Raw genomic sequence first — 20689 nt, forward strand, 5'->3', positions numbered from 1 at the left:
TTGAGTTCTCAAGGATCGGACGCTCCCCCGACCCAACCATCACAGTCAGGCCCGAAGGGCAACTTCTCAATCTTACCTGCGCCGTTCCGGCTGTCAAATCGACACGCCGTGAGGTTCAGGCCCAGATCCGTGGCCGGGCGCTTACCGCGCCGAGGCAACTTCACTAGCTTATCCGTTCCGGTCAGGCTGTCAAATCGACCGCCGTCCCGTTCGGGAAGCTCCCACGTCGGACAGAAGTGTGTCCGCGATCTGCTCCGAGGAGCTGATCTGAGGGAGTGGTTCTCCGCTTGAGGGGGGTAAGGCTCTCGGCCTCTCCGCTTCCCTGTGGGGCGAACAGGTAATAACTTACGTGGATCCGGGGACTCGGGCAAATCGCTGCGATCCGCCGGGCGTGTCGCCCGCGAACCGGGTGACACGTCTTACCCGCGGCCGCTCCCCGGGTGCCACAGCACCACCTCTGTCGACCGGCGCAGTCGGCGCCCGCTCGGCATCGGCACGACACCAGCCGAACCGGCCGCGAACACCCGGACGCCCGGTCGGTTCTCGCGCTCGGCACGGAGCGCGGCATCCAGATCGGCCACGCGTCGGCGCAGCATCCGGTTCTCGTCCTCGAGGTCGAGGAGACGGGCGATCGCGGGAAGGCTCATTCCTTCCGAGGAGAGCTGCGCGACCTCGCGGAGCTGCTCGATGTTGCGGGTCGAATAGCGGCGAGACCCTCCGCTGGTGCGGCCGGGGACCACGAGCCCGATCCGGTCGTACTGTCGCAGCGTCTGCGGGTGCATGCCCGCGAGCTCGGCCGCCATGGCGATCGCGAACACCGGAGTGTCGGCATCCATCTGCATGTCAGCCATGAAGGGGCACCTCTCTTCCGGCGTTCGCTGTCGTCATCGGCGCGCCTTCGCCATCAGGTCGGCGCGCGGGTTCTCGGCGGGCTCGAGCGCCTGGAACTTCTCCAGCGCCTCCTTCGCCGCCTCATCGAGGTGCGAGGGCACCGCGATCTGCAGCTCGGCGAGCAGGTCGCCCGTGCCCTTGCTGGTCGTGACCCCGCGTCCCTTGACGCGGAGCACCCGCCCCGACGGTGTCCCCGGTGCGACGCGGAGCTTGACCGTATCGCCCCCGAGGGTGGGAACCTCGATGGTCGCGCCGAGCGCGGCCTCCGTGAAGGTCACCGGCACCACGACACGGAGGTTGAGGCCGTCGCGCGTGAAGACCGGATGCGGTCGCACCGTGATCTGCACCACGATGTCGCCGCTCTCCCCGCCGTCCGGCGAGGGCCGGCCGCGACCGCGCAGGCGGATCTTCTGCCCGTCGGCGACCCCGGCGGGGATCTTCACCTTGAACGGCTTGCCGTCCTCGCCCTGCAGGCTGATCGTCTCGCCCTGCACGGCCGTCGCGAAGTCCAGCGTGGTGCGAGCTGTGACGTCGGCACCGCGCTGCGGGCCACCGAAACCGCGGAATCCGCCGGACGTCTGGCCGAATCGCCCGGAGCCGAACGAGCCGCCGCCCTGCCCCTGGTTGAACATCGCGAAGATGTCCTCGAAGTCGGCAGACTGCCCGCGGCCCTGCTGGCCGAACCGGCTGAAGACGTCTTCGAAGCCGCCGCCGCCCTGACCGCCCGCTGTGAAGCGCGCGCCCGAGCCCATCGCACGGATCTCGTCGTACTCTTTGCGCTGCTCGGCGTCGGAGAGCACCGAGTAGGCCTCGCTGATCTCCTTGAACTTCGCCTCCGCCTTCTCGTCCCCCTGGTTGGAGTCCGGGTGGTACTTCCGGGCGAGCTTGCGGTACGTCTTCTTGAGATCGGCGTCGCTGACGTCCTTCGAGACCCCGAGGGTCTTGTAGAAGTCCTTGTCGAACCAGTCCTGGCTAGCCATCGATCACCTACTCGGCAGGGACGGCGACCACGACCTTGGCGGGTCGCAGCTCGACGTCGCCGAGGCGGTAGCCCACCTCGACCACCTCGAGGATCGTCGTCGTGGTGGCGCCCGGCGTGGGCTGCTGGAAGATCGCCTCGTGGCGCTGCGGGTCGAACTCCTCGCCGGCCGCCCCGTACGAGACGACGCCGAGACGGTCGACCACGGTGCGCACCTTGTCGGCGATCACGGCGAAGGGCGTGCCCTCGACCAGATCGCCGTGCTGGGCGGCGCGGGCGAGGTCGTCGAGCACCGGGATGAGGCCCTTGGCGGCCTCGCCCTTCGCGCGCTCGATCTCGACCTGACGCTGCTCCTCGGTGCGGCGGCGGTAGTTCGCGTACTCGGCCTGCAGGCGCTTGAGGTCGTTCAGGAGCGTCGACTCCAGGTCGGCGAGCACGGCGTCCTCCGCCGCGGCTTCACCGGTCTGCGTGGCACCGAGGATGTCGTCGACCGTGAGGTCGTCGGGGGCGCCGTCGACCGGGGTCTCGTCCGAGCCCTCGGCGGCCATCGCCTCGGTGGAGTCCTGGTTCTGCGGCTCGGGGCCGGATGCCTGAGCATCCGACCCCTCGCTGCGACCTCCGGCGGACTCAGGATTCTGGTTCTCGTCGAAGTTCTTGTCCGTCATGATTACTTCTTCTCGTCCTCGTCGTCCACGACCTCGGCGTCGATGACGTCCTCGTCGGAGGAGGTGTCGTCACCGGCCGGGGCGTCGCCCTCGGCCGAGGCACCGGCAGCGGCATCCGCCTGCGAGGACGCGTACAGCGCCTCGCCGATCCGGCCCTGCGACTGGTTGAGCTTGTCGAACGCGGTCTTGACCGCGTCCTCGTCCTCGCCCGCGAGCGCCGTCTTGAGGGCGTCGACGTCGGCCTTGACCTCGGTCTTCACATCCTCCGGCAGCTTGTCGTCGTTCTCGGTCAGCAGCTTGTCGATCGAGTACGCGAGCGTCTCGGCCTGGTTGCGGACCTCGGCGGCCTCACGGCGCTGCTTGTCCTCGGCGGCGTGCTCCTCAGCCTCGCGCACCATGCGCTCGATGTCCTCCTTCGACAGCGACGAGCCGCCGGAGATGACGATCGACTTCTCGGTACCGGTGCCCTTGTCCTTGGCGGACACGTGCACGATGCCGTTCGCGTCGATGTCGAACGTGACCTCGATCTGCGGGATGCCGCGGGGCGCCGGCGCGATGCCGGTCAGCTCGAACGTGCCGAGCGGCTTGTTGTCGCGCGTGAAGTCGCGCTCGCCCTGGAACACCTGGATCGCGACGGACGGCTGGTTGTCGTCTGCCGTGGTGAAGGTCTCGCTGCGCTTGGTCGGGATGGCCGTGTTGCGCTCGATGAGCTTGGTCATCATGCCGCCCTTGGTCTCGATGCCGAGGCTCAGGGGGGTGACGTCGATCAGCAGGACGTCCTTGCGCTCGCCCTTGAGGACACCGGCCTGCAGGGCTGCGCCCACGGCCACGACCTCGTCGGGGTTGACGCCCTTGTTGGCCTCCTTGCCGGTCTCGCGCTTGACGAGCTCGGCGACGGCGGGCATACGGGTCGATCCGCCGACCAGCACGATGTGGTCGATGTCGGCGACCTTGATGTTCGCCTCGCGGATGACGTCCTCGAAGGGCTTCTTGGTGCGGTCGAGGAGGTCCTTGGTGAGGTCCTCGAACTTCGCACGCGTGATGGTCTCGCTCAGCGACACCGGGCCGGACTCCGTCAGCGACAGGTACGGCAGGTTGATGCTGGTCGAGGTCGAGGAGGAGAGCTCCTTCTTCGCCTGCTCCGCGGCCTCCTTGAGGCGCTGCAGCGCGATCTTGTCGCCCGAGACGTCGACGCCCGTGGTCTCCTTGAACTGCTTGATCAGGTAGTCGACGAGGCGCTGGTCCCAGTCGTCTCCGCCGAGGCGGTTGTCACCCGCGGTCGCGCGGACCTGGATCGTCGAGAAGTCGTCGTCCTTGCCCACCTCGAGCAGGGAGACATCGAACGTGCCGCCACCGAGGTCGAAGACGAGGATGAGCTCGTCCTCCTTGCCCTTGTCGAGGCCGTAGGCCAGGGCGGCCGCGGTCGGCTCGTTGATGATGCGCAGGACGTTGAGGCCCGAGATCTCGCCGGCCTCCTTGGTGGCCTGACGCTCGGCGTCGTTGAAGTACGCGGGGACGGTGATGACGGCATCCGTCACCGTGTCGCCCAGGTACGACTCGGCGTCGCGCTTGAGCTTCTGGAGGATGCGCGCGGAGATCTCCTGCGGCGTCCACTTCTTGCCGTCGACGTCGAAGGACCAGTCGGTGCCGACGTGGCGCTTGACGGAGGCGATGGTGCGGTCGACGTTCGTGACGGCCTGGCGCTTGGCGGTCTCGCCGACGAGCACCTCGCCGTCCTTCGTGAAGGCGACCACCGAGGGGGTGGTGCGGAAGCCCTCGGCGTTGGCGATGACCTTCGGCTCGCCGCCCTCGAGGACGCTGACGACGGAGTTCGTCGTTCCGAGGTCGATACCCACAGCACGTGCCATGTTGTTCTCCTTTGTGTCGCGTGAGTTGATGTGGTCGGAAAATCCGGGGCGATCAGGGAAACCTGAGTCGCGATGGCTCAACTGTACTCCGGCCTTCGGACGCTGTCAAACAAACTTGATATGAGTTCGCTCAAGTTTTGATCCGAAGCCGCCGAGTAAGGCCACCCTAAGCAGACGATGGCAGGATGGAGGGCGGAGGTGCACAGTGGACGACTCGACGCCCTACGACGCCCTGATCGTGGGGGGCGGGCCGGCAGGCCTCTCGGCCGCGCTCAATCTCGGCCGAGCGCTCATGCGCGTGCTGCTGGTCGACGCGGACCGCCCCCGCAACGCCGCGACCCTGAACTCGCACGGCTTCCTCACGCGTGACGGCGTGCCGCCCCACGAGCTGCGCCGCCTCGCCCGCGCCGAACTCGAGGCCTACCCCGGGGTCGAAGTGCGCTCCCGCGTGCGCGTGCACTCGCTGCGGATGTCGGATGCCGGATTCGATGCGGGAATCGGCCGACGCGCACCCGACGAGACCGTCGCGACCCGCGCCGTGCTGCTCGCGACGGGTCTGCGGGAGACGCTCCCCGACGTGCCCAACCTCCGCGGCTTCTACGGCATGAGCCTGTTCAGCTGCACGGCGTGCGACGCGTGGGAGCTGCAGGGCCGTCGCCTGGCGCTGATCGGCGAGACGTCGGATCTCGCCGCTCGCGCGCGTCTGATCGCCCGCTGGACCGCGGCCCTCACGGTCTTCACGAACGGATCGGATGCCGTGACCGCGGCCGAGGAGGCAGAGCTGACCGCCGCGGGCGTGACGGTGCGACGAGCCCGCATCGCCGAGCTCGTCGGAGACCGAGGGATCATCGAGGCCGTGCGGCTCGACGACGGGGAGGCCGTCTCGATCGAGGGCGGCTTCGTGCGGCCGGAGTGGTCGAGCGACCTGTCGTTCCTGCACGGGACGGCGCCGTCGGTCGACGGCCACGGGCTCATCCGCGTCGACCACGGCGGGCGGACCGACATCGCAGGGCTCTACGCCGCCGGCGACGCGACGGTGCCGGGACCGCAGCAGCTCATCGTGGCAGCCGGAGCAGGAGCCCAGGCCGCCAGGAGCATCGTGCGGGACTCGGTGGGCGTCGCCTTCGCGCACTGAGCGCGTGGCACGGCGTCCTGGTCACTTGCCGCCAGGAGGGCCCACGAGCAGCAGGATCACGTACAGCGCGACGATGCCGACCACCAGCAGGATGGCGAGCACCCACGGCCGACGCAGGAACCAGCGCATGAGCCGGTCGTACCAGCGCGCATCGCGCGGGTCCTCTCCCTGCTCAAGCCGCCAGTCGCCGGTCAGGCGTCCGGTGCGCTGCAGCCAGATCTCGGTCGGGATCGTGGCGTACGGGATCACAGCGCTCGCCACGGCGACGACCGCGACGCCGACGTGCCAGCGCTGGTTGAGGGCGACGAGCAGAGCCGTGGCCGCATAGGCGAGGAACACGAAGCCGTGGATGCCGCCGCCGATCGTCACGACGACGCCCGGCGCACCGAGGGCGCGCGCGACAATCGCCGAGATGAGGATCGTCCAGGTGATCGCCTCCGCGATCGCCAGGACACGGAAAAGACGGCCGGGTGCACGGAACACGGGACTCCTCGGATGGTTTCGTGTCAGCGTAACCGGCGTTCCTATGAGCTCCCGGCCGGAATATCGCCGCGGGTGCAGGCGTTGCCTGAGGCATGGTGATCGCCGACTCCTCCGCGCTCGCACGCGTGCTCGACTCCGTCGACCTGACGGTCGGCATCGCACGTCGCGCACCGCTCGCGCCCGGCGGGCTGCTGGCGCTTCCGACCGGACGCGCGACGCTCGTGTACGTCGCCTCCGGCGCCGTGCACGGCCATCCCCCGCTGAACGCCGGATGCCGGCTGGACGTCGACCGGGCCTCGAGCTCGATCGCCGTGGAGGAGCATCCGCGCAACGAGCCTCTGTCGGCGGGCGACGCCTTCCTCACCCTGGGCAACACCTCCTTCGCGCTCGAGGCCCACGGCCTCGCGGAACTGGTGGTGTTCGACCTCGAGTTCTCCGAGAGCGCCCGCCTGCTCGCCGGCGCGCTACCGGACCCGGTGACCGTCACCTCGTTCGACGCTCTCGAACCCGCAGCGGCCGCTCTCGCCGCGAGCATGGGTCCGACCGACCCTCCGGGCTCGCCCGCACGTCAGGGCGACCCCCTCATCTGCCGCATGATGGCGAAGACCGTGCTGCTGTCGGTCATCCGCGCCTGGGCGGCGAACGGATGCGCTCCGGCGGGCTGGCCCGCGGCATCCGACCCCTTCCTCGATCGCGTCGTCGAGGCGATCCACGAGCGTCCGGGCGAGGAATGGACGGTCGAGAGCCTCGCGAGCGTCGGCGCGATGTCGCGGTCGGTGTTCGCGGAGCGGTTCCGCATCGCGATCGGCCGCTCCCCCGCCGACTACGTCACCGAGGTGCGGATCGATGAGGCGAAGCGGATGCTGGAGGCGGGCCGTTCCGTCTCGGAGACCTCCCGCACCCTGGGCTACTCCTCGGACGAGGGCTTCAGCCGCGCGTTCCGCCGCCGCACGGGCATGACCCCGTCGTCATGGCGCGCGTCGCACGCGATCGTCCCGGCCTGACCTCTACCCCCGCGCCCGGGAACTCACCCGGTTCGAGGCCCCGAAGAGCACGGCGCCGAGCAGCAGCACGACCGCGCCGATCACGTAGACGAGCTGGATGCTCAGCGTGTCGACCAGCAGGCCGCCGACTCCTGCTGCGAGCGTGATCGCGCCCTGGAACCCGACGACCACGAGGCTGCCCCCGGCCTCCAGCCGATCGGGCATCCGGTGCCCGACCCAGGTGTTGGCGACGAGCAGCCACGACGAGAAGAAGAATCCCCACACCAGCACGATCGCGCCGACGCCGATCACCGTGCCCGCGAACAGGATCATCGACAGCACCGCCACCGCGATCACGAGCGGCGCGAACACCGAGAAGAACGCGAACCGCCGGTCGATGATCAGGCCGATCGACAGGTTGCCCGCAAGTCCGCCGACGCCGAACAGCGCCAGCAGGACCACGATGGTCGACGCATCCACACCCGGGATGCTCTCGAGCGCGAGCCGCACGTACGTGTAGGCGAGGAAGTGCCCGAGCACCACGAGCACGTGGCCGAGCATCCCGAGTCCTATGCCGGGGCGACGCAGCGTGTCGACCAGGAGGCGGAGGCTGGACGCCTGCTCAGCCGGCACCGGAGGCAGCACGAAACGCAGCGCGACGGCCAGCAGCACCATCAGCACGCCGGCGATCGCGAACACCGCCTGCCAGTTCACGAACTCGCTCAGCAGCACGCCGAGCGGGACTCCGGCGACGGTGGCGAGCGACACGCCCGCCGAGGTGAACATGACCCCGCGGCCCAGGTGCTCGGGCCCGGCGAGGCGCACGGCGACCGTGATGGACATGGCCCAGAACGCGCTGATCGCCGCGCCCAGCAGGAACCGCGCGAGGAGCACGATCACCAGGTTCGGCGCGATCGCGACGATGAGGTTCGACGCGGCGGCGGCGAGCGCCATCCACACGAGCAGCGACCGTCGGTCGAGGCGCGGGAAGACGAGTCCGACCGTGGGGGCGACGACGAGTCCGACGAGCGCCGTGACCGTGACCGTCTGCCCGGCCTGCCCGGGGGTCACCCCGAGGGCGTCGGCCATCTCGGTGAGCACGCCGTTGGGGAGGAACTCGGCCGTGACGAGCAGGAAGCCCATCAGCATCAGCACGATGAGTCCGCCGTAGCGGACGCTCGGGGGGCGCGTGGTCGTCACGGGAACGGGGGCGGTCGTGGTCATGCTTACAGGTTTCCACCACCCGACGGCCCACGCCCGACGGGCCGTCCGCCGCATCCGACCGATCGTCCGGACACGCCGAGGGCGGATGCCGGGGACCGATCCCCGGCATCCGCCCCTGATCTGCGGTGCGGTCGCGCCGACTACTTCACGGTCGCGGTGTACGCGCCCGAGCCGGAGTCGGACACCACGACGACGCGGTACGTCCCGGCGGTCGCGCTGTACGAGAACTTCTCGTCCGGAGCGGTGGTGATGCCGCGGGCGACCGTCGTCCACGTCCCCGACGAGGAGCGCTTCTGCAGGTACGCGTCGAAGTCCGCGCCGGTCGGACCGTCGAGGCAGACCTCGATCGTGCCGGCCGCGGTGCGGCTGAACGTCGCGGAGATCGCCTGTGCGCCGGACGCGAGCGTGCCCGAGCTCACGGAGGTTCCGGTGCAGGTGCTCGGCGGCGTGGTCGAGGCGTTCACCTTCCACGAGAACGTGACCGAGTCCTGCGTCGCAGGGCTGGCGGCGTCACGCACCGTGACCGTGACGGACGACGTCGCGGCCGTCGTGGGCGTTCCCGTGATGCGTCCGGTCGTCGCGGAGATAGACAGACCCGCGGGAAGACCCGAGGCCGAGTACGTGTACGGCGCCGTGCCTCCGGTCGCGGTGACCGCGAGGTCGACCGCCGTGCCGACGGTCGAGGTCTGGTCGGGGATAGCGGCGAGGTCGACAGCGGTCGGCGTCGTCGTGGTCGGGTTCAGGAACCCGGTGTACAGCAGACGGCTCGGCGAAGCCCCGTCGAGGCCGCTGAGGACCCCGGTCGTGGCGTTGCCGACGAGCGCCTGCGTGATCTGGGCAGGCGTCACGGACGGCGTCTCGCCGAGCATCAGGGCGGCGGATCCAGCGACGTGCGGGGAAGCCATGGACGTACCGCTCAGGGACTTCGTCGCCGTGTCGCTCGTGTGGAACGAGGAGATGATGTCCGTGCCCGGGGCCCAGAGGTCGAGGCACGATCCGTAGCTGCTGGTCGAGTTCTTGACGTCCTGCCGGGTCGAATTGCCGACGGTGACGGCCTCGGGGACGCGCTGCGGGCTGTACAGGCACGCGTTGTCGTTGGAGTTGCCCGCCGCCTGCACCCAGGAGATGCCCGAGGCGATGAGGTTCTTCACCGCCTCATCGAGCGCGGGATACGAGCACGCGGTCAGGCACCCGATGCTGTAGTTCACGACGGCCGGTCGCTGCGCGTTCTCCATGATCCACTCGATCGCGGCGAGCGATGCGTCGGACGGGCCCTTCCCGTTGCATCCGAGGATGCGCACCGAGTGGACGGTCGCCTTCTTCGCGACACCGTAGGTCGTTCCGGCCGCGGTGCCCGCGACGTGCGTGCCGTGGCCGTTGCAGTCCTGGTAGGGCTGGCCCGCGCCGGTGGCGTCGAAGCCGTTGCCGAGGCGCCCCGCGAACTCGGAGTGGGTGCCGCGGATGCCGGAGTCGATGACGTACACGTGCACGCCTGCTCCCGCGGAGTCGGGGTAGACGAATCGTCCGTCGAGCGGGAATGCGCGCTGGTCGATGCGGTCGTCGCCCCAGTTCGGCGGAGAGACCTGCTCGGCGAGGGCCACCATCGTCTGCACCGGCTCGACCGACTGGACCCGCGGGTCCGCGGCCACGGCGCTCGCCTCCGCGGCGGTGAGGGTGGCGGAGTAGCCGTCGATGGCGGTGTCGAAGACCTCGGTCACCTCGCCGCCGGCGGCGTCGCTGATGGAGTCCGCGACGCCCTCGTTGGCGGCGGCCGCAGCTTCTGGCTTCAGCACGACGACGTACTCGCCGTCGACCCCGGTGCCGGTCTGCGCGCCGACGACGGCCGGAGCGCTCGCCGGAGTGCCGACCGGGCTCGTGGTGGCGTTCGCGATCGATGGCGCGAACAGCAGGCCGCCGAGGGTGACGAGGGCCGCCGAGACGGCTACCCCTCGAGGCATCTTCGCGCCTCGTGAACGTCGAATGGACATGGTGCTCCTCTCATCTGCGAAGGGCACCTTGTGAGCGTCCCTCCTCGTGTGACTGAAAGGTAGCGAGGGCCGTCGGGTTTCTGCATCCGATCCAGAAATCGCATTCCGGAATGCTGGCTGATAGCCGTCGAGCGACGGCAGGCCGACGGCTCTGGACAGCACCCTCGCCGCACCCTAGGCTCGACCACGCACCGGGCAGCGCCCGGAAGGCCGCACGAGAGGAGCCGATGACATGAACGCCGTCTTCGTCGCGCCCCTCGCCGACATCCTTCCCGAGGCCACCCGCTCCTGACCCGCGCGTGGCCTCCTTCTCCCCGGAGCCACACCGTGTCTGATCACTCCGCTTCTTCCGAAGCATCGTCCCTCTTCGACGCCTCGCCCTTCGAGGCCGTACCCGTGTTCGCCGACGTCGAACCCGGCGCGAACCAGCGCTGGACGACCTGGCCGTCCGTCACCCCCTCGGAACGCGGACCCGAGCCGCGGCCCGACTGGGTCGTGACGAGCGCCGGCGCCCTCGACACCGAGCTCGGCATCCTCAAGACCGGCAAGGAGGCCGACGTCTTCCTGATCGAACGGGCCGTTCCCGGCGATCCTCAGCAGCGCACGCTGCTCGCCGCGAAGCGGTACCGCGACAGCGACCGCAGCGGCTTCCACCGCTCGGCGGTCTACACCGAGGGCCGCGCCACGCGGAACACCCGTGACACCCGCGCTCTGGCGAAGAAGTCCGCCCACGGTCGCGAGGTCGCCGCCGCGCAGTGGTCGTTCGCCGAGTTCACGGCGCTGAGCCGGATGCACGAGCTGGGCGCCCCTGTGCCCTACCCGGTGCAGGTGAGCGGCACCGAGGTGCTGATGGAGTTCCTCGGCGACGCCGACGGCACCGCCGCTCCGCGCCTCGCCCAGATCCGGGCCGACCGCGTCGAGCTCGCCGGGCACTTCGCGCAGGTCGTCGACCTCATGCGGGTGTTTGCCGCCGCGGGATTCGCGCACGGCGACCTCTCGGCGTACAACCTCCTCGTGCACGACGGCCGCGTGAGAGTGATCGACCTGCCGCAGATCGTCGACGTGATCGCGAACCCGCAGGGCCTCGACCTGCTGCACCGGGACTGCGTCAACGTGTGCGACTGGTTCGCCCGGCGCCGCGTCGACTGCGATGCCGAGGAGCTGTTCGCCGACCTCGTCGCGGCGTCGTTCGGATAGCGCCGCTCACCGGCTGCCGGTCAGGCTCCGGGTCCGGCTCCGGTTGCGGGACGGGTCAGTCCCGGGCGAGGCGCGCAGCGAGCAGCGTCACGAGCTCGTACACGACGTGGCTCGCGGCGATGCCGGTGATCTGGGCGTGGTCGTACGCGGGCGAGACCTCGACCACGTCGGCGCCCACGATGTCGCGATCGCCGAGCGCCCGCAGGATGCGCAGCAGCTCGCGGCTCGTGAGGCCGCCCGCCTCGGGCGTCCCGGTGCCGGGGGCGTGCGCGGGGTCGAGCACGTCGATGTCGATCGACACGTACAGCGGCTTGTCGCCGATCCGCTGCAGGATGCGTTCGATACCGGCCTCGACGCCGTGCTCCTCGATGTACTCGCTCGAGACGATCGAGAAGCCGAGGCGGGCGTCGTCCTCGAGGTCCTGCTTCGAGTACAGGGGTCCGCGCGTGCCGACGTGGCAGCTCGCGGTGAGGTCGATCAGCCCCTCCTCGCTCGCCCGACGGAACGGCGTGCCGTGCGTGATGGGCGCTCCGAAGTACGTGTCCCAAGTGTCGAGGTGGGCGTCGAAGTGCAGCACCGCGACGGGTCCGTGCTTCGCGGCGACCGCTCGCAGCAGCGGCAGCGCGACCGTGTGGTCGCCGCCGATCGTGACGATGCGCTGCACCTGCTCGCCGAGCGCACGGGCCGCGGTCTCGACCTCGGCCACGGCCTCGGTGAGGTCGAAGGGGTTGACCGGGATGTCACCGGCATCCACCACCTGGGCGACCTGGAACGGCGACACGTCCTGCGCGGGGTTGTACGGCCGCAGCAGGCGCGAGGACTCTCGCACGTGCGAGGGCCCGAACCGCGTGCCCGGGCGGTAGCTGACCCCCGAGTCGAAGGGGATGCCGACCACGGCGATGTCCGCGCGTTCGACGTCCTCGATGCGCGGCAGGCGTGCGAAGGTCGCGATCCCCGAGTAGCGGGGGTTCTTCGAGGCGTCGATGGGGCCCACGTTCTCGGTCATCGGTCGTTCCTGTTCTCTCTCGGAAGCGTGTGGGGATCAGACGAGCGCGCTCTGCGGGAGGTGCACGAGCTGCACTCCCCCGTCGGCGATCGCCTCGCGAATGGCGGGGATGATGTCGGCGCGCGCGTCGACGCGACGTCCGTGCGCGCCGAAGGCGGTGGCGAGCGCCGCCCAGTCCGGCTGCACGAGGTCGACGCCGATCGGAGCCATTCCGCGGTCGACCTCGTTCTGGCGGATCTCGGCGTAGCCGCCGTTGTCGACGCACACGATCGTGACGTCGAGGCGCTGCTCGACCGCGGTCACGATCTCGTTCACGCAGAACATGAGCGCCCCGTCGCCGATCACCGTCACCACGGGACGCTCCGTCTGCGCGACGCGAGCGCCGATGGCCGCGGGCAGGCCGTAGCCGAGCGTCGCGTAGGTGGGCGTGTAGAGCAGCGAGTGCGGATGCTCGGACGCGAGCACGCTGCCGAGCGCCATGTACACGATCTGCGAGGAGTCACCGGCGACGATCGCGTCGTCGGGCAGGGCCTCGGCGATGATCTCGGCGAGCGCGACGGTCTCGGGCAGCAGCTCGTGCATCTCGCGCGCGATGGCGGCACGCTCGGTGGTCAGGTCACGGGGCGGGCGCTGCTCGGCCGGGAGGAGCTCGAGCAGTGCGCCCGTGACGGCGGCCGCGTCGCCCGCGAGCCCGACGGTCGCCGCGAGGTTCTTGTCGAGCTGGGCCGGCGAGATGTCGACGCGCACGACCGCGCCGCGAGCCTCGAGCCGTGGGACCCACAACTCGGCCTCGCCGAGCTTCGAGCCGACGACGAGCAGCACGTCGGCGTCCTCCGCGACCGTGCGGGCCGCCGCGAGGCGCAGGTTCGATCCCAGTGAGAGCGGATGCTGTTCGTCGACCACGCCCTTGCCGTTGAGGGTCGTCAGCACGGCCGCGCCGAGGCGCTCCGCGATCGCGGTGAGCTCGTGCACGGCATCCGTCGATCCGCCGCCCGCGACGATCACGGGACGCTCCGCATCCGACAGCCGTCGGGCCGCCGCGGCGAGCGCCTCCGGGTCGCCGGAGACGCGCGCCGACACCGGTCGCGGCCGACGAGCCTCGGCGGGGACCTCGGCCGGGGCTTCAAGCACGTCGAGCGGGATCTCGATGTGCACGGGACGCGGACGGCCGGTGCGGAACAGCGCGAACGCGTCGTGCACGGCCTCCACCGCCTCGGCCGCCGTCGTCACGCGCCGCGACCACTCGGCGATCGCGCCGACCATGGCGGTCGCGTCCTTGGTCTCGTGCAGCGTGCCCACATCGGCGAACTCGGCTCCGAGCGCGACGCCGGGCGACAGCACGATCAGCGGGCGCGACTCGCAGAACGCCGTGCCGATCGCGCTCATCGCGTTCTGCAGCCCCGGCCCCGAGGTCGTGATGACCACGCCGGGCAGACCGGTCTGCTGCGCCCAGCCGTCGGCGCCGTAGCCCGCCCCCTGCTCATGTCGGTTCGTCACGGCGCGGATGCCGAGGTCGGCGAGCGGACGGTACAGCTCGAGGTTGTGGGTGCCGGGGATGCCGAACACGGCGTCGACCCCATAGGCGCGGATCGTCTCGAGCACGGCGCGACCGGCCGTGTCGGAGTAGTCGGGCGCGGTCTCGGGTTCGGGTGTCACGTCAGGCACGGTATCGCCGCTCTCCGTCGACCCAGGTCTCGCGCACCGTGATCGCCGAGATGTCCTCCGACGCGACCGCGAGCGGGTCGTCGGAGAGCACGGCGAAGTCGGCGTACTTGCCGACCTCGAGCGAGCCCAGGTCGTCTTCGCGGCCGATCGACACCGCGCCCTCGTAGGTGTGGGCGCGGAGCGCCGCGGCGGCGCTGATGCGCAGGTCGGCCGGGCCCAGCGAGTGACCACGACGTGTGACCCGCGTCACCGCCGTCTGGATCGCCTCGAGCGGGATCGGCTCCGCCACCGGAGCATCCGAGGAGATCGTCATGGGCACCCCCGCCCGCTCGAACTCGCCGAGCGGGTTGAAGCGCTCGCCGGGGGTGCCGATCGCCTCCTCGACGCCCTCGCCCCAGTTGAAGTAGTGCTGCGTCTGGTTCACCGGACGGATGCCGGCCGCCGCCATGCGGGCGATCTGCTCGGGGGTCGGCAGGCCGCAGTGCTCGATGCGATGGCGCGCGTCGGCATCGGGGTTCTCGGCGAGCGCCGCCTCGATCGCCGAGACGACCATCTCGATCGCGGTGGGCGACTGCGCGTGCGTCGCCGTCTGCAGTCCCGCGGCGTGCGCCTTCGCGATGAGCGCCGCGTAGTCGGCGGGCTCGTGGTAGAGCTGGCCCGTGCGGCAGGGGTCGCCCACGTAGCCGTCGGGGAAGTACGCCGTCCAGCCGCCGAGCGTCCCGTCGGCGTAGAACTTGATGCCGGCGAAGCTCAGGTGGGCGTTGCCGAACTGGCCGACCATGCCCATCTCGAGCGCCTCGTCGAGCAGGTGGGACAGCAGGTACATCGACACGCGCAGCTCGAGACGCCCGGCCTCGGCGAGGCGCAGGTACATGTCGAACTCGCGGCGGGTGACCTGGCAGTCGCCGATCGAGGTGACACCGCCGGCGAGGAAGCGCTGCGTCGCGGCATCCAGCTGTCGCAGGTGCTCCTCGGGCTCGTCGGCGAGGTGGAAGTTCGGTCCGTGGTGCGCGATCTTCACGCCGTGCACTCCCGTGAGGATGTTGCACGCGGCATCCGACAGCTCCCCGGTCAGCTCGCCGTCGGCATCGCGGAAGAACTCGCCGCCGTCGGGGTCGGGGGTGTCGCGGTCGACCCCGGCCGCCTCGAGCGTGCGGGAGTTCACGACCCCGCCGTGCCCCGAGGCGTTCATGAGGTACACGTCGCGGTCGGTCGCCACCTCGTCGAGCTCGAAGCGGGTGGGATGCCGCTTCTCGGCGAGGTTGCGCTGCTCGTAGCCGTAGCCGCGCACCGGCCGTCCCTCCGGCGCCTCGGCCGCCGCCGCCCGCAGCAGCGCGACGATCTCGGGGATGCTGCCGGCCTTCTCGGGCCCGCAGTCCACCCAGGTCATCATCTGACCGAACATGAGCGGGTGCGCATGGGCGTCGACGAAGCCGGGGACCACGACGGCGTCGCCCAGGTCGACGCGCTCGGGGTCGAGTCCCCGTCGCTCCGCCTCCCGCTCGCATTCCGCGAGCGTGCCGATCGCGGCGATCCGGCCGCGGTCGGTGAGCAGCGCGGTGGCGGTCGTGTCCTCGGCATCCACGGTGTGGATCGCGCGAGCCGTGAGCAGTCGCGGCGTCGTCTGGGCGGAGCGGTCGAAGGGGGTGAGCTTTCTCATGGGCCTGTTCGCTGTCGGGGCGGGCGGGGAAGGGCGGGCGCGGCTGCGGTCAGGGGAGCCGGTTCGCCGTCGTGTCGGTGCGCGCGGTGAAGGATGCCGTGACCGGCGCCTCGTCGGAATGCTGCGGTGCGAGCCGCGTGCAGACGCCGGCGATGATCGCCATGCCGATGAACATCGCGATGACAGACCACACGCTGCCCGTCCACGCGATCAGCTGCGTCGCGAACCACGGCGAGAACCCGGCCCACACGGCGGCTCCCACGCCGTACGACAGCGCGATCGACGTGTAGCGCGCCTGCGGGCGGAACATCTGCGCCAGGATCGCGGCGATCGGGGCGTAGGTCGCGCTCATCGCGATGCGCACGAGCGAGGCGAGCAGGAAGATCAGCGGCTCGACGCGTCCGGGCATGATCAGCAGGAACGGCGCGAACGTGAGCACCGAGGTGATGAGGCCGATGTACATGACGTTCTTGCGACCCCACTTGTCGCCCAGCCACGCGACCGGCAGGGTCACGACGAACTCGACGAACGAGGCGATCGTCATGGCGTCGAGGATGACCTGCTCGCTGATCGCGATGGGCTCGCCCGTGGCGTACGCGGTCGCGAAGGTCGTCGCGAGGTAGTAGCCGCCGGTCGAGATCGGGAGGATGCCGATGCCGAGGAGGATCGGCTTCCAGTTGGCGCGGAGCGCGAAGGCGAGCGGCATGGACTGCTTGCGGCCCTCGATCTTCTGCTCGAAGACCGGGGACTCCTCGACGCGGTACCGCACCCAGAGTCCGACGCCCACCAGCACGATCGAGAGGAGGAACGGGATGCGCCAGCCGCCGTCGATGATGAACGTGTCACCGCCGCGCGACATGATCGCGAAGATCCCCGAGGCGAGCAGAGCTCCGGCGGGGTTGCCGAGCTGCGTGAAGCCGCCATAGAAGGTCTTGGACTTCTCGGGGGCGTGCTCGACGCTCATGAGCACCGCACCGCCCCACTCGCCGCCGACCGCGAGACCCTGGATCGCGCGGAGCAGGATCAGGAGGATCGGGGCCAGGATGCCGATGTTCTCGTAGGTCGGGAGGCAGCCGACCAGCACGGTCGCGACGCCCATGAGGAGCAGTGTGATCACGAGCGAGACGCGGCGGCCGAGCTTGTCGCCGATGTGCCCGAAGACGATGCCGCCGAGCGGTCGGACGAGGAACGCGACGGCGAAGGTCGCGAACGCGGCGGCCGTCTCGGCGAGGCGGTCGCCGCTCGGGAAGAACAGCGGGCCGAAGACGAGCGCTGCGGCGGTCGCGTAGACGTAGAAGTCGTACCACTCGATCGTGGTGCCGACGAAGGCGGCGATGCCTGCGCGACGCGCTTTGCTGTGGGTGGAGGCCATGGAGCCCGCTCCTTTGCGGAAGATGTTCGGATAGCGAAGGATGCTACGGACACGGGGACGTCACGACAAGGTCATAACTCCAGCGTGATACGCGATTCACTGGAGTTATGATCGCGGGAGTGCACACCTTGCGGCTTCTCGCACGCCGATTCGGCTCCTAGACTGCACTTGTGGTCGCGTGTCCGCGCGTTCGCGGGAAACTGGGGAATGTGAGCCGACGATGGATTTCGACGCAGAACTGATCCGGGCGCTGCAGGAGGACGGCCGCGCCAGCATCCGCTCCCTCGCCCTTCGACTCGGCCAGTCGCGCGCCGCCGTCGCCGCGCGCCTCCGCGCCATGCTCGACGACCGCACGGTGCGGGTCGTGGCTGCCGTGGACCCCGTGTTCCTCGGACAGCACGTGCTCGCGCACGTCTCGATCCGCACCGACGGCGCGGTCGAGATCGTCGCAGGGCACCTGCGCGACATGAGCGAGACCGTGCTGGTGTCGGCCGTCGGGGGTGCGCACGACCTCGTGACCGAGGTGCGTCTGGGCAGCATGGCGGATCTGCACGACCTGCTCGCGCAGATCCGCGCGATCGACGGCGTGCTCGACATCAACACGATCATCTACTCGACCGTCGTGAAGGGGTTCTTCGTCTCGGAGTACCACGGCGATGTCACGCTCGACACGATCGACGAGGACCTCATCGAACACCTGCAGTCGGACGGGAGGATGAGCTTCCGCGCGCTGGGCGACGCCGTGCGTCTGTCGCCCTCGGCCGTCGCGACCCGCGTGCAGCGCCTAATCGACGGCGGCGTCATCAAGATCAGCGCGGTCGAGGCGCGCGGCCTCGCGCATCGGCAGCTGTCGATGGGCGTGGGGCTCAACCTCAACCACGACGACGAGGCGGTGATCGAGGAGCTCCGCACCGGACGCGGCATCGACTTCGCCGCCCGCACCCTCGGACGCTTCGACGCGGTCGCGACCCTCGTCGAGCCCTCGGCCGGGGCCCTGTATGCGAGCCTGGAGCGGTTGCGGTCCCTCGCGGGCGTCACGCGCATCGAGGCCTGGCTGCACCTCGCGGTCCTCAAGGAGGACTATGCCCGGACGTTGCACGCACCAGCGCTCACCGCCCGCGTGCGCTGACCGGCGCGCCGTCACCGTCCGTTCACCGCGCGCCGCCAGACTGCGAGCATGAACGATTCCTCCCAGAGCGGCGAGGCACCCGAGCCCGCCGCGACGGCGAACAGCGGCGCTGTCGGCGTCATCGGCCTCGATCTGCGCGGCGATGAGCCGGCGCCCAAGAAGCAGGTCTTCTCGTGGGCGCTCTGGGATTGGGCCACGCAGCCTTTCAACACCGTGATCCTCACGTTCATCTTCACGGCGCTGTACCTGACGACCGAGGCGTTCCTGCCTGCCGACATCGCGGCGCTCGGTGAGGACGACCCGATCCGCAAGGCCGCCGAAGCCGATCTCGCGTCGGGGCTCGGGCTCGGATCGACCATCGCCGGCATCGCCATCCTGCTCATCGCCCCGGTGCTGGGTCAGCGAGCGGATGCCGCGGGGCGTCAGAAGCTCTGGCTCGGGATCGGCACAGGCGCACTGATCGCGTGCATGTTCGGCCTGTGGTTCGTGGAGCCGACGCCGGCCCTGTTCTGGCTCGGTGTCGCCCTGATCTCGGCGGGATCGGTGTTCGGCGAGATCGCGGCGGTGAACTCGAACGCCATGCTGATCGGCATCGCCACCCCGAAGACCGTGGGTCGCATCTCGGGGCTCGGCTGGGGTTTCGGCTACATCGGCGGCATCCTCGCCCTCGTGCTCGTGGTCGTGTTCTACATGCTCGACTGGTTCGGTCTGCCGGACGACGGCGGGCTGCCGTTCCGGATCATCGCGGTGGGCTGCGCGATCTGGGCGATCGTCTTCTCGATCCCGATCTTCCTCAACGTCCCCGAGCCGTCGATGGGCCGCCCCGAACGCAAGGTCGGCTTCTTCGCCTCGTACGCGCTGCTCGTGAAGGACGTCATCGGGCTGTACCGCGACCCCGAGACGCGCAACACGTTCTGGTTCCTGCTGTCGAGCGCGGTGTTCCGCGACGGGCTGGGCGGCGTCTTCGCGTTCGGTGCGATCATCGCCGGGCAGGTGTTCGGGTTCGAGTTCCTGGAGCTCGTGATCTTCGGCATCGCCGCGAACCTCATCGCGGGCGTCTCGACCATCATCGCGGGGCGGTTCGACGACAGGTACGGCCCCAAGCGCATCATCCTCGTCTCGCTCGCGTCGATGGTGATCGCCGGGCTGGCGGTGTTCTTCCTCGTGGATGCCGGGACGGTGGTGTTCTGGATCGGCGGCCTGATCCTCTGCGCGTTCGTCGGTCCGGCGCAGGCGGCTGCACGGTCGTTCCTCGCCCGGGTGACCCCGGCGGGCCGCGAGGGTGAGATCTTCGGCCTGTACGCCACGACGGGGCGGGCGGCGAGCTGGATGTCGTCGGGCGCGTGGACGCTGCTGATCGTGCTGACCGGGGCGACCGCGTTCGGCATCGTCGGCATCGTGATCGTGCTCGTCGCCGGGTTCCTCCTGCTGCTGCCCGTCAAGGCGACTGCACGCTGAGGCGCGCCGCCCCGCCGCGGACGGGAGTAGCCTGACCGCGTGACTGTCATCATCGCGTTCCTCGCCAACGTCCTCGTGGCGATCGCGAAGACGGTCGCGGCCGTGCTGACGTCGTCGGCGTCGATGGTCGCGGAGGCCGCGCACTCCTGGGCGGATGCGGGCAACGAGATCTTCCTGCTGATCGCCGACCGCCGTGGCGCGAAGGCCAAGGACGACCGGCATCCGCTCGGCTATGGTCGCGCGGCGTTCGTGTGGTCGCTGATCGCCGCGTTCGGGATCTTCACGGCGGGTTCGATCGTGTCGATCATGCACGGCGTGCAGGAGCTCGCCGAGACCGGGCCGGTGGAGAGCCCGGGCATCGCCTACACGGTGCTCGGCATCGCGTTCGTGCTGGAGGGCGCGTCGTTCACTCAGGCGCTCGTGCGCTCCCGGCGGCTGGCGCGCGAGCGCGGGTCGTCGACCTGGGACTACGTGCTCGGCACGAGCGACACGACCCTGCGGGCGGTGTTCTTCGAGGACATGGCCGCGCTGATCGGGCTCGTGCTCGCCGGCGGCGCGATCGTCCTGCATCAGATCACGGGCGTCGCGGCCTGGGATGCCGTGGGGTCGATCCTCGTCGGCATCCTGCTCGGGGTCGTCGCGGTCATCCTGATCGGACGCAACATCGCTTTCCTGGTCGGAACGAACGCGACGCCCGAGCTGCGGAACCGCGTGGGCCGCGCACTGCTCACGTCTCCGCAGGTGCAGCGCGTCACGTACCTGCACATCGAGTATGTCGGGCCCAACCGCCTGTTCCTCGTGGCGGAGGTGGATCTGACCGGCGACGCGCGGGAGCACGATGTCGCGAGCCGGCTGCGGGAGATCGAACGGCAGATCGAGGCGCATCCGGTCGTCGAGACGGTCGTGCTGTCGCTGTCGGTCGACGACGAGGCATCGCTCGATTTCGGCGAGGATGCGACTGCCGCGACGGTGTGAGTCGCAGGGAT

17 protein-coding genes are annotated in these 20689 nt (G+C 70.0%); 6 read left to right on the forward strand and 11 right to left on the reverse strand.

Going from position 1 to position 20689, the window contains the following annotated elements:
* Nucleotides 1-419: 419 nt before the first annotated feature.
* From AKH00_RS16510 to dnaK, 4 genes are read right to left on the reverse strand one after another with little or no spacing between them, the layout of a single operon-like run.
* A complete protein-coding gene (locus tag AKH00_RS16510) occupies nucleotides 420-851 on the reverse strand; it encodes a heat shock protein transcriptional repressor HspR (protein ID WP_050723876.1) in 432 nt (143 codons plus the stop codon).
* Nucleotides 852-884: 33 nt separating this feature from the next.
* Nucleotides 885-1871, reverse strand: a complete 987-nt coding sequence (locus AKH00_RS16515) for a DnaJ C-terminal domain-containing protein (protein WP_050723877.1) — start codon at nucleotides 1869-1871, stop codon at nucleotides 885-887.
* Between the two features lie 7 nt (nucleotides 1872-1878).
* Complete coding sequence (locus AKH00_RS16520; protein ID WP_050723878.1) at nucleotides 1879-2535, reverse strand: nucleotide exchange factor GrpE; 657 nt, start codon at nucleotides 2533-2535, stop codon at nucleotides 1879-1881.
* A gap of 2 nt (nucleotides 2536-2537) precedes the next feature.
* Nucleotides 2538-4403, reverse strand: coding sequence for a molecular chaperone DnaK (gene dnaK / locus AKH00_RS16525; protein ID WP_050723879.1), 1866 nt, complete (start codon nucleotides 4401-4403; stop codon nucleotides 2538-2540).
* 205 nt (nucleotides 4404-4608) lie between these two features.
* Between dnaK and AKH00_RS16530 the strand changes: the two genes are divergently transcribed.
* Nucleotides 4609-5538, forward strand: a complete 930-nt coding sequence (locus AKH00_RS16530; RefSeq protein WP_050723880.1) for an NAD(P)/FAD-dependent oxidoreductase — start codon at nucleotides 4609-4611, stop codon at nucleotides 5536-5538.
* A 21-nt stretch (nucleotides 5539-5559) separates the two neighbouring features.
* On the opposite strand, the gene AKH00_RS16535 is transcribed toward AKH00_RS16530, so the two are convergent.
* Nucleotides 5560-6021: a DUF3817 domain-containing protein gene (locus AKH00_RS16535; RefSeq protein ID WP_050723881.1), complete on the reverse strand. Its 462-nt coding sequence runs from the start codon at nucleotides 6019-6021 to the stop codon at nucleotides 5560-5562.
* A gap of 92 nt (nucleotides 6022-6113) precedes the next feature.
* Here AKH00_RS16535 and AKH00_RS16540 point away from each other — a divergent pair, with 92 nt between their 5' ends.
* Nucleotides 6114-7025, forward strand: a complete 912-nt coding sequence (locus tag AKH00_RS16540) for a helix-turn-helix transcriptional regulator (RefSeq protein ID WP_050723882.1) — start codon at nucleotides 6114-6116, stop codon at nucleotides 7023-7025.
* A gap of 3 nt (nucleotides 7026-7028) precedes the next feature.
* On the opposite strand, the gene AKH00_RS16545 is transcribed toward AKH00_RS16540, so the two are convergent.
* Complete coding sequence (locus tag AKH00_RS16545; protein WP_050723883.1) at nucleotides 7029-8228, reverse strand: MFS transporter; 1200 nt, start codon at nucleotides 8226-8228, stop codon at nucleotides 7029-7031.
* 140 nt (nucleotides 8229-8368) lie between these two features.
* Nucleotides 8369-10186 carry a S8 family serine peptidase gene (locus tag AKH00_RS16550; RefSeq protein ID WP_050723884.1) on the reverse strand — a complete coding sequence of 606 codons (1818 nt, stop codon included), beginning with the start codon at nucleotides 10184-10186 and terminating at the stop codon, nucleotides 8369-8371.
* Between the two features lie 357 nt (nucleotides 10187-10543).
* Between AKH00_RS16550 and AKH00_RS16555 the strand changes: the two genes are divergently transcribed.
* Nucleotides 10544-11413 carry a serine protein kinase RIO gene (locus AKH00_RS16555; protein WP_050723885.1) on the forward strand — a complete coding sequence of 290 codons (870 nt, stop codon included), beginning with the start codon at nucleotides 10544-10546 and terminating at the stop codon, nucleotides 11411-11413.
* A gap of 55 nt (nucleotides 11414-11468) precedes the next feature.
* Here AKH00_RS16555 and speB read toward each other — a convergent pair whose 3' ends face one another.
* Genes speB through AKH00_RS16575 form a run of 4 tightly spaced genes read right to left on the reverse strand, consistent with a single transcriptional unit; the run spans nucleotide 11469 to nucleotide 17116 of the window.
* Complete coding sequence (gene speB, locus AKH00_RS16560) at nucleotides 11469-12419, reverse strand: agmatinase (protein ID WP_050723886.1); 951 nt, start codon at nucleotides 12417-12419, stop codon at nucleotides 11469-11471.
* 36 nt (nucleotides 12420-12455) lie between these two features.
* Nucleotides 12456-14075 carry a thiamine pyrophosphate-binding protein gene (locus AKH00_RS16565; RefSeq protein WP_050723887.1) on the reverse strand — a complete coding sequence of 540 codons (1620 nt, stop codon included), beginning with the start codon at nucleotides 14073-14075 and terminating at the stop codon, nucleotides 12456-12458.
* 1 nt (nucleotide 14076) lies between these two features.
* Nucleotides 14077-15744, reverse strand: coding sequence for an amidohydrolase (locus tag AKH00_RS16570; protein ID WP_050723888.1), 1668 nt, complete (start codon nucleotides 15742-15744; stop codon nucleotides 14077-14079).
* Nucleotides 15745-15793: 49 nt separating this feature from the next.
* A complete protein-coding gene (locus tag AKH00_RS16575) occupies nucleotides 15794-17116 on the reverse strand; it encodes an MFS transporter (RefSeq protein ID WP_050723889.1) in 1323 nt (440 codons plus the stop codon).
* 220 nt (nucleotides 17117-17336) lie between these two features.
* Between AKH00_RS16575 and AKH00_RS16580 the strand changes: the two genes are divergently transcribed.
* From AKH00_RS16580 to AKH00_RS16590, 3 genes are read left to right on the forward strand one after another with little or no spacing between them, the layout of a single operon-like run.
* The gene (locus tag AKH00_RS16580; protein WP_050723890.1) at nucleotides 17337-18245 is read left to right on the forward strand and encodes an Lrp/AsnC family transcriptional regulator; all 909 of its coding nucleotides are present in this window, start codon (nucleotides 17337-17339) and stop codon (nucleotides 18243-18245) included.
* A 48-nt stretch (nucleotides 18246-18293) separates the two neighbouring features.
* Entirely contained in the window at nucleotides 18294-19703 is a 1410-nt protein-coding gene (locus AKH00_RS16585; RefSeq protein WP_050723891.1) for an MFS transporter, read from the forward strand.
* A gap of 39 nt (nucleotides 19704-19742) precedes the next feature.
* Nucleotides 19743-20678: a cation diffusion facilitator family transporter gene (locus tag AKH00_RS16590; protein WP_050723892.1), complete on the forward strand. Its 936-nt coding sequence runs from the start codon at nucleotides 19743-19745 to the stop codon at nucleotides 20676-20678.
* Nucleotides 20679-20689 lie beyond the last annotated feature (11 nt).

Origin of the sequence: Microbacterium sp. GCS4, assembly GCF_001262495.1 — a bacterium.
Classification (GTDB): domain Bacteria; phylum Actinomycetota; class Actinomycetes; order Actinomycetales; family Microbacteriaceae; genus Microbacterium.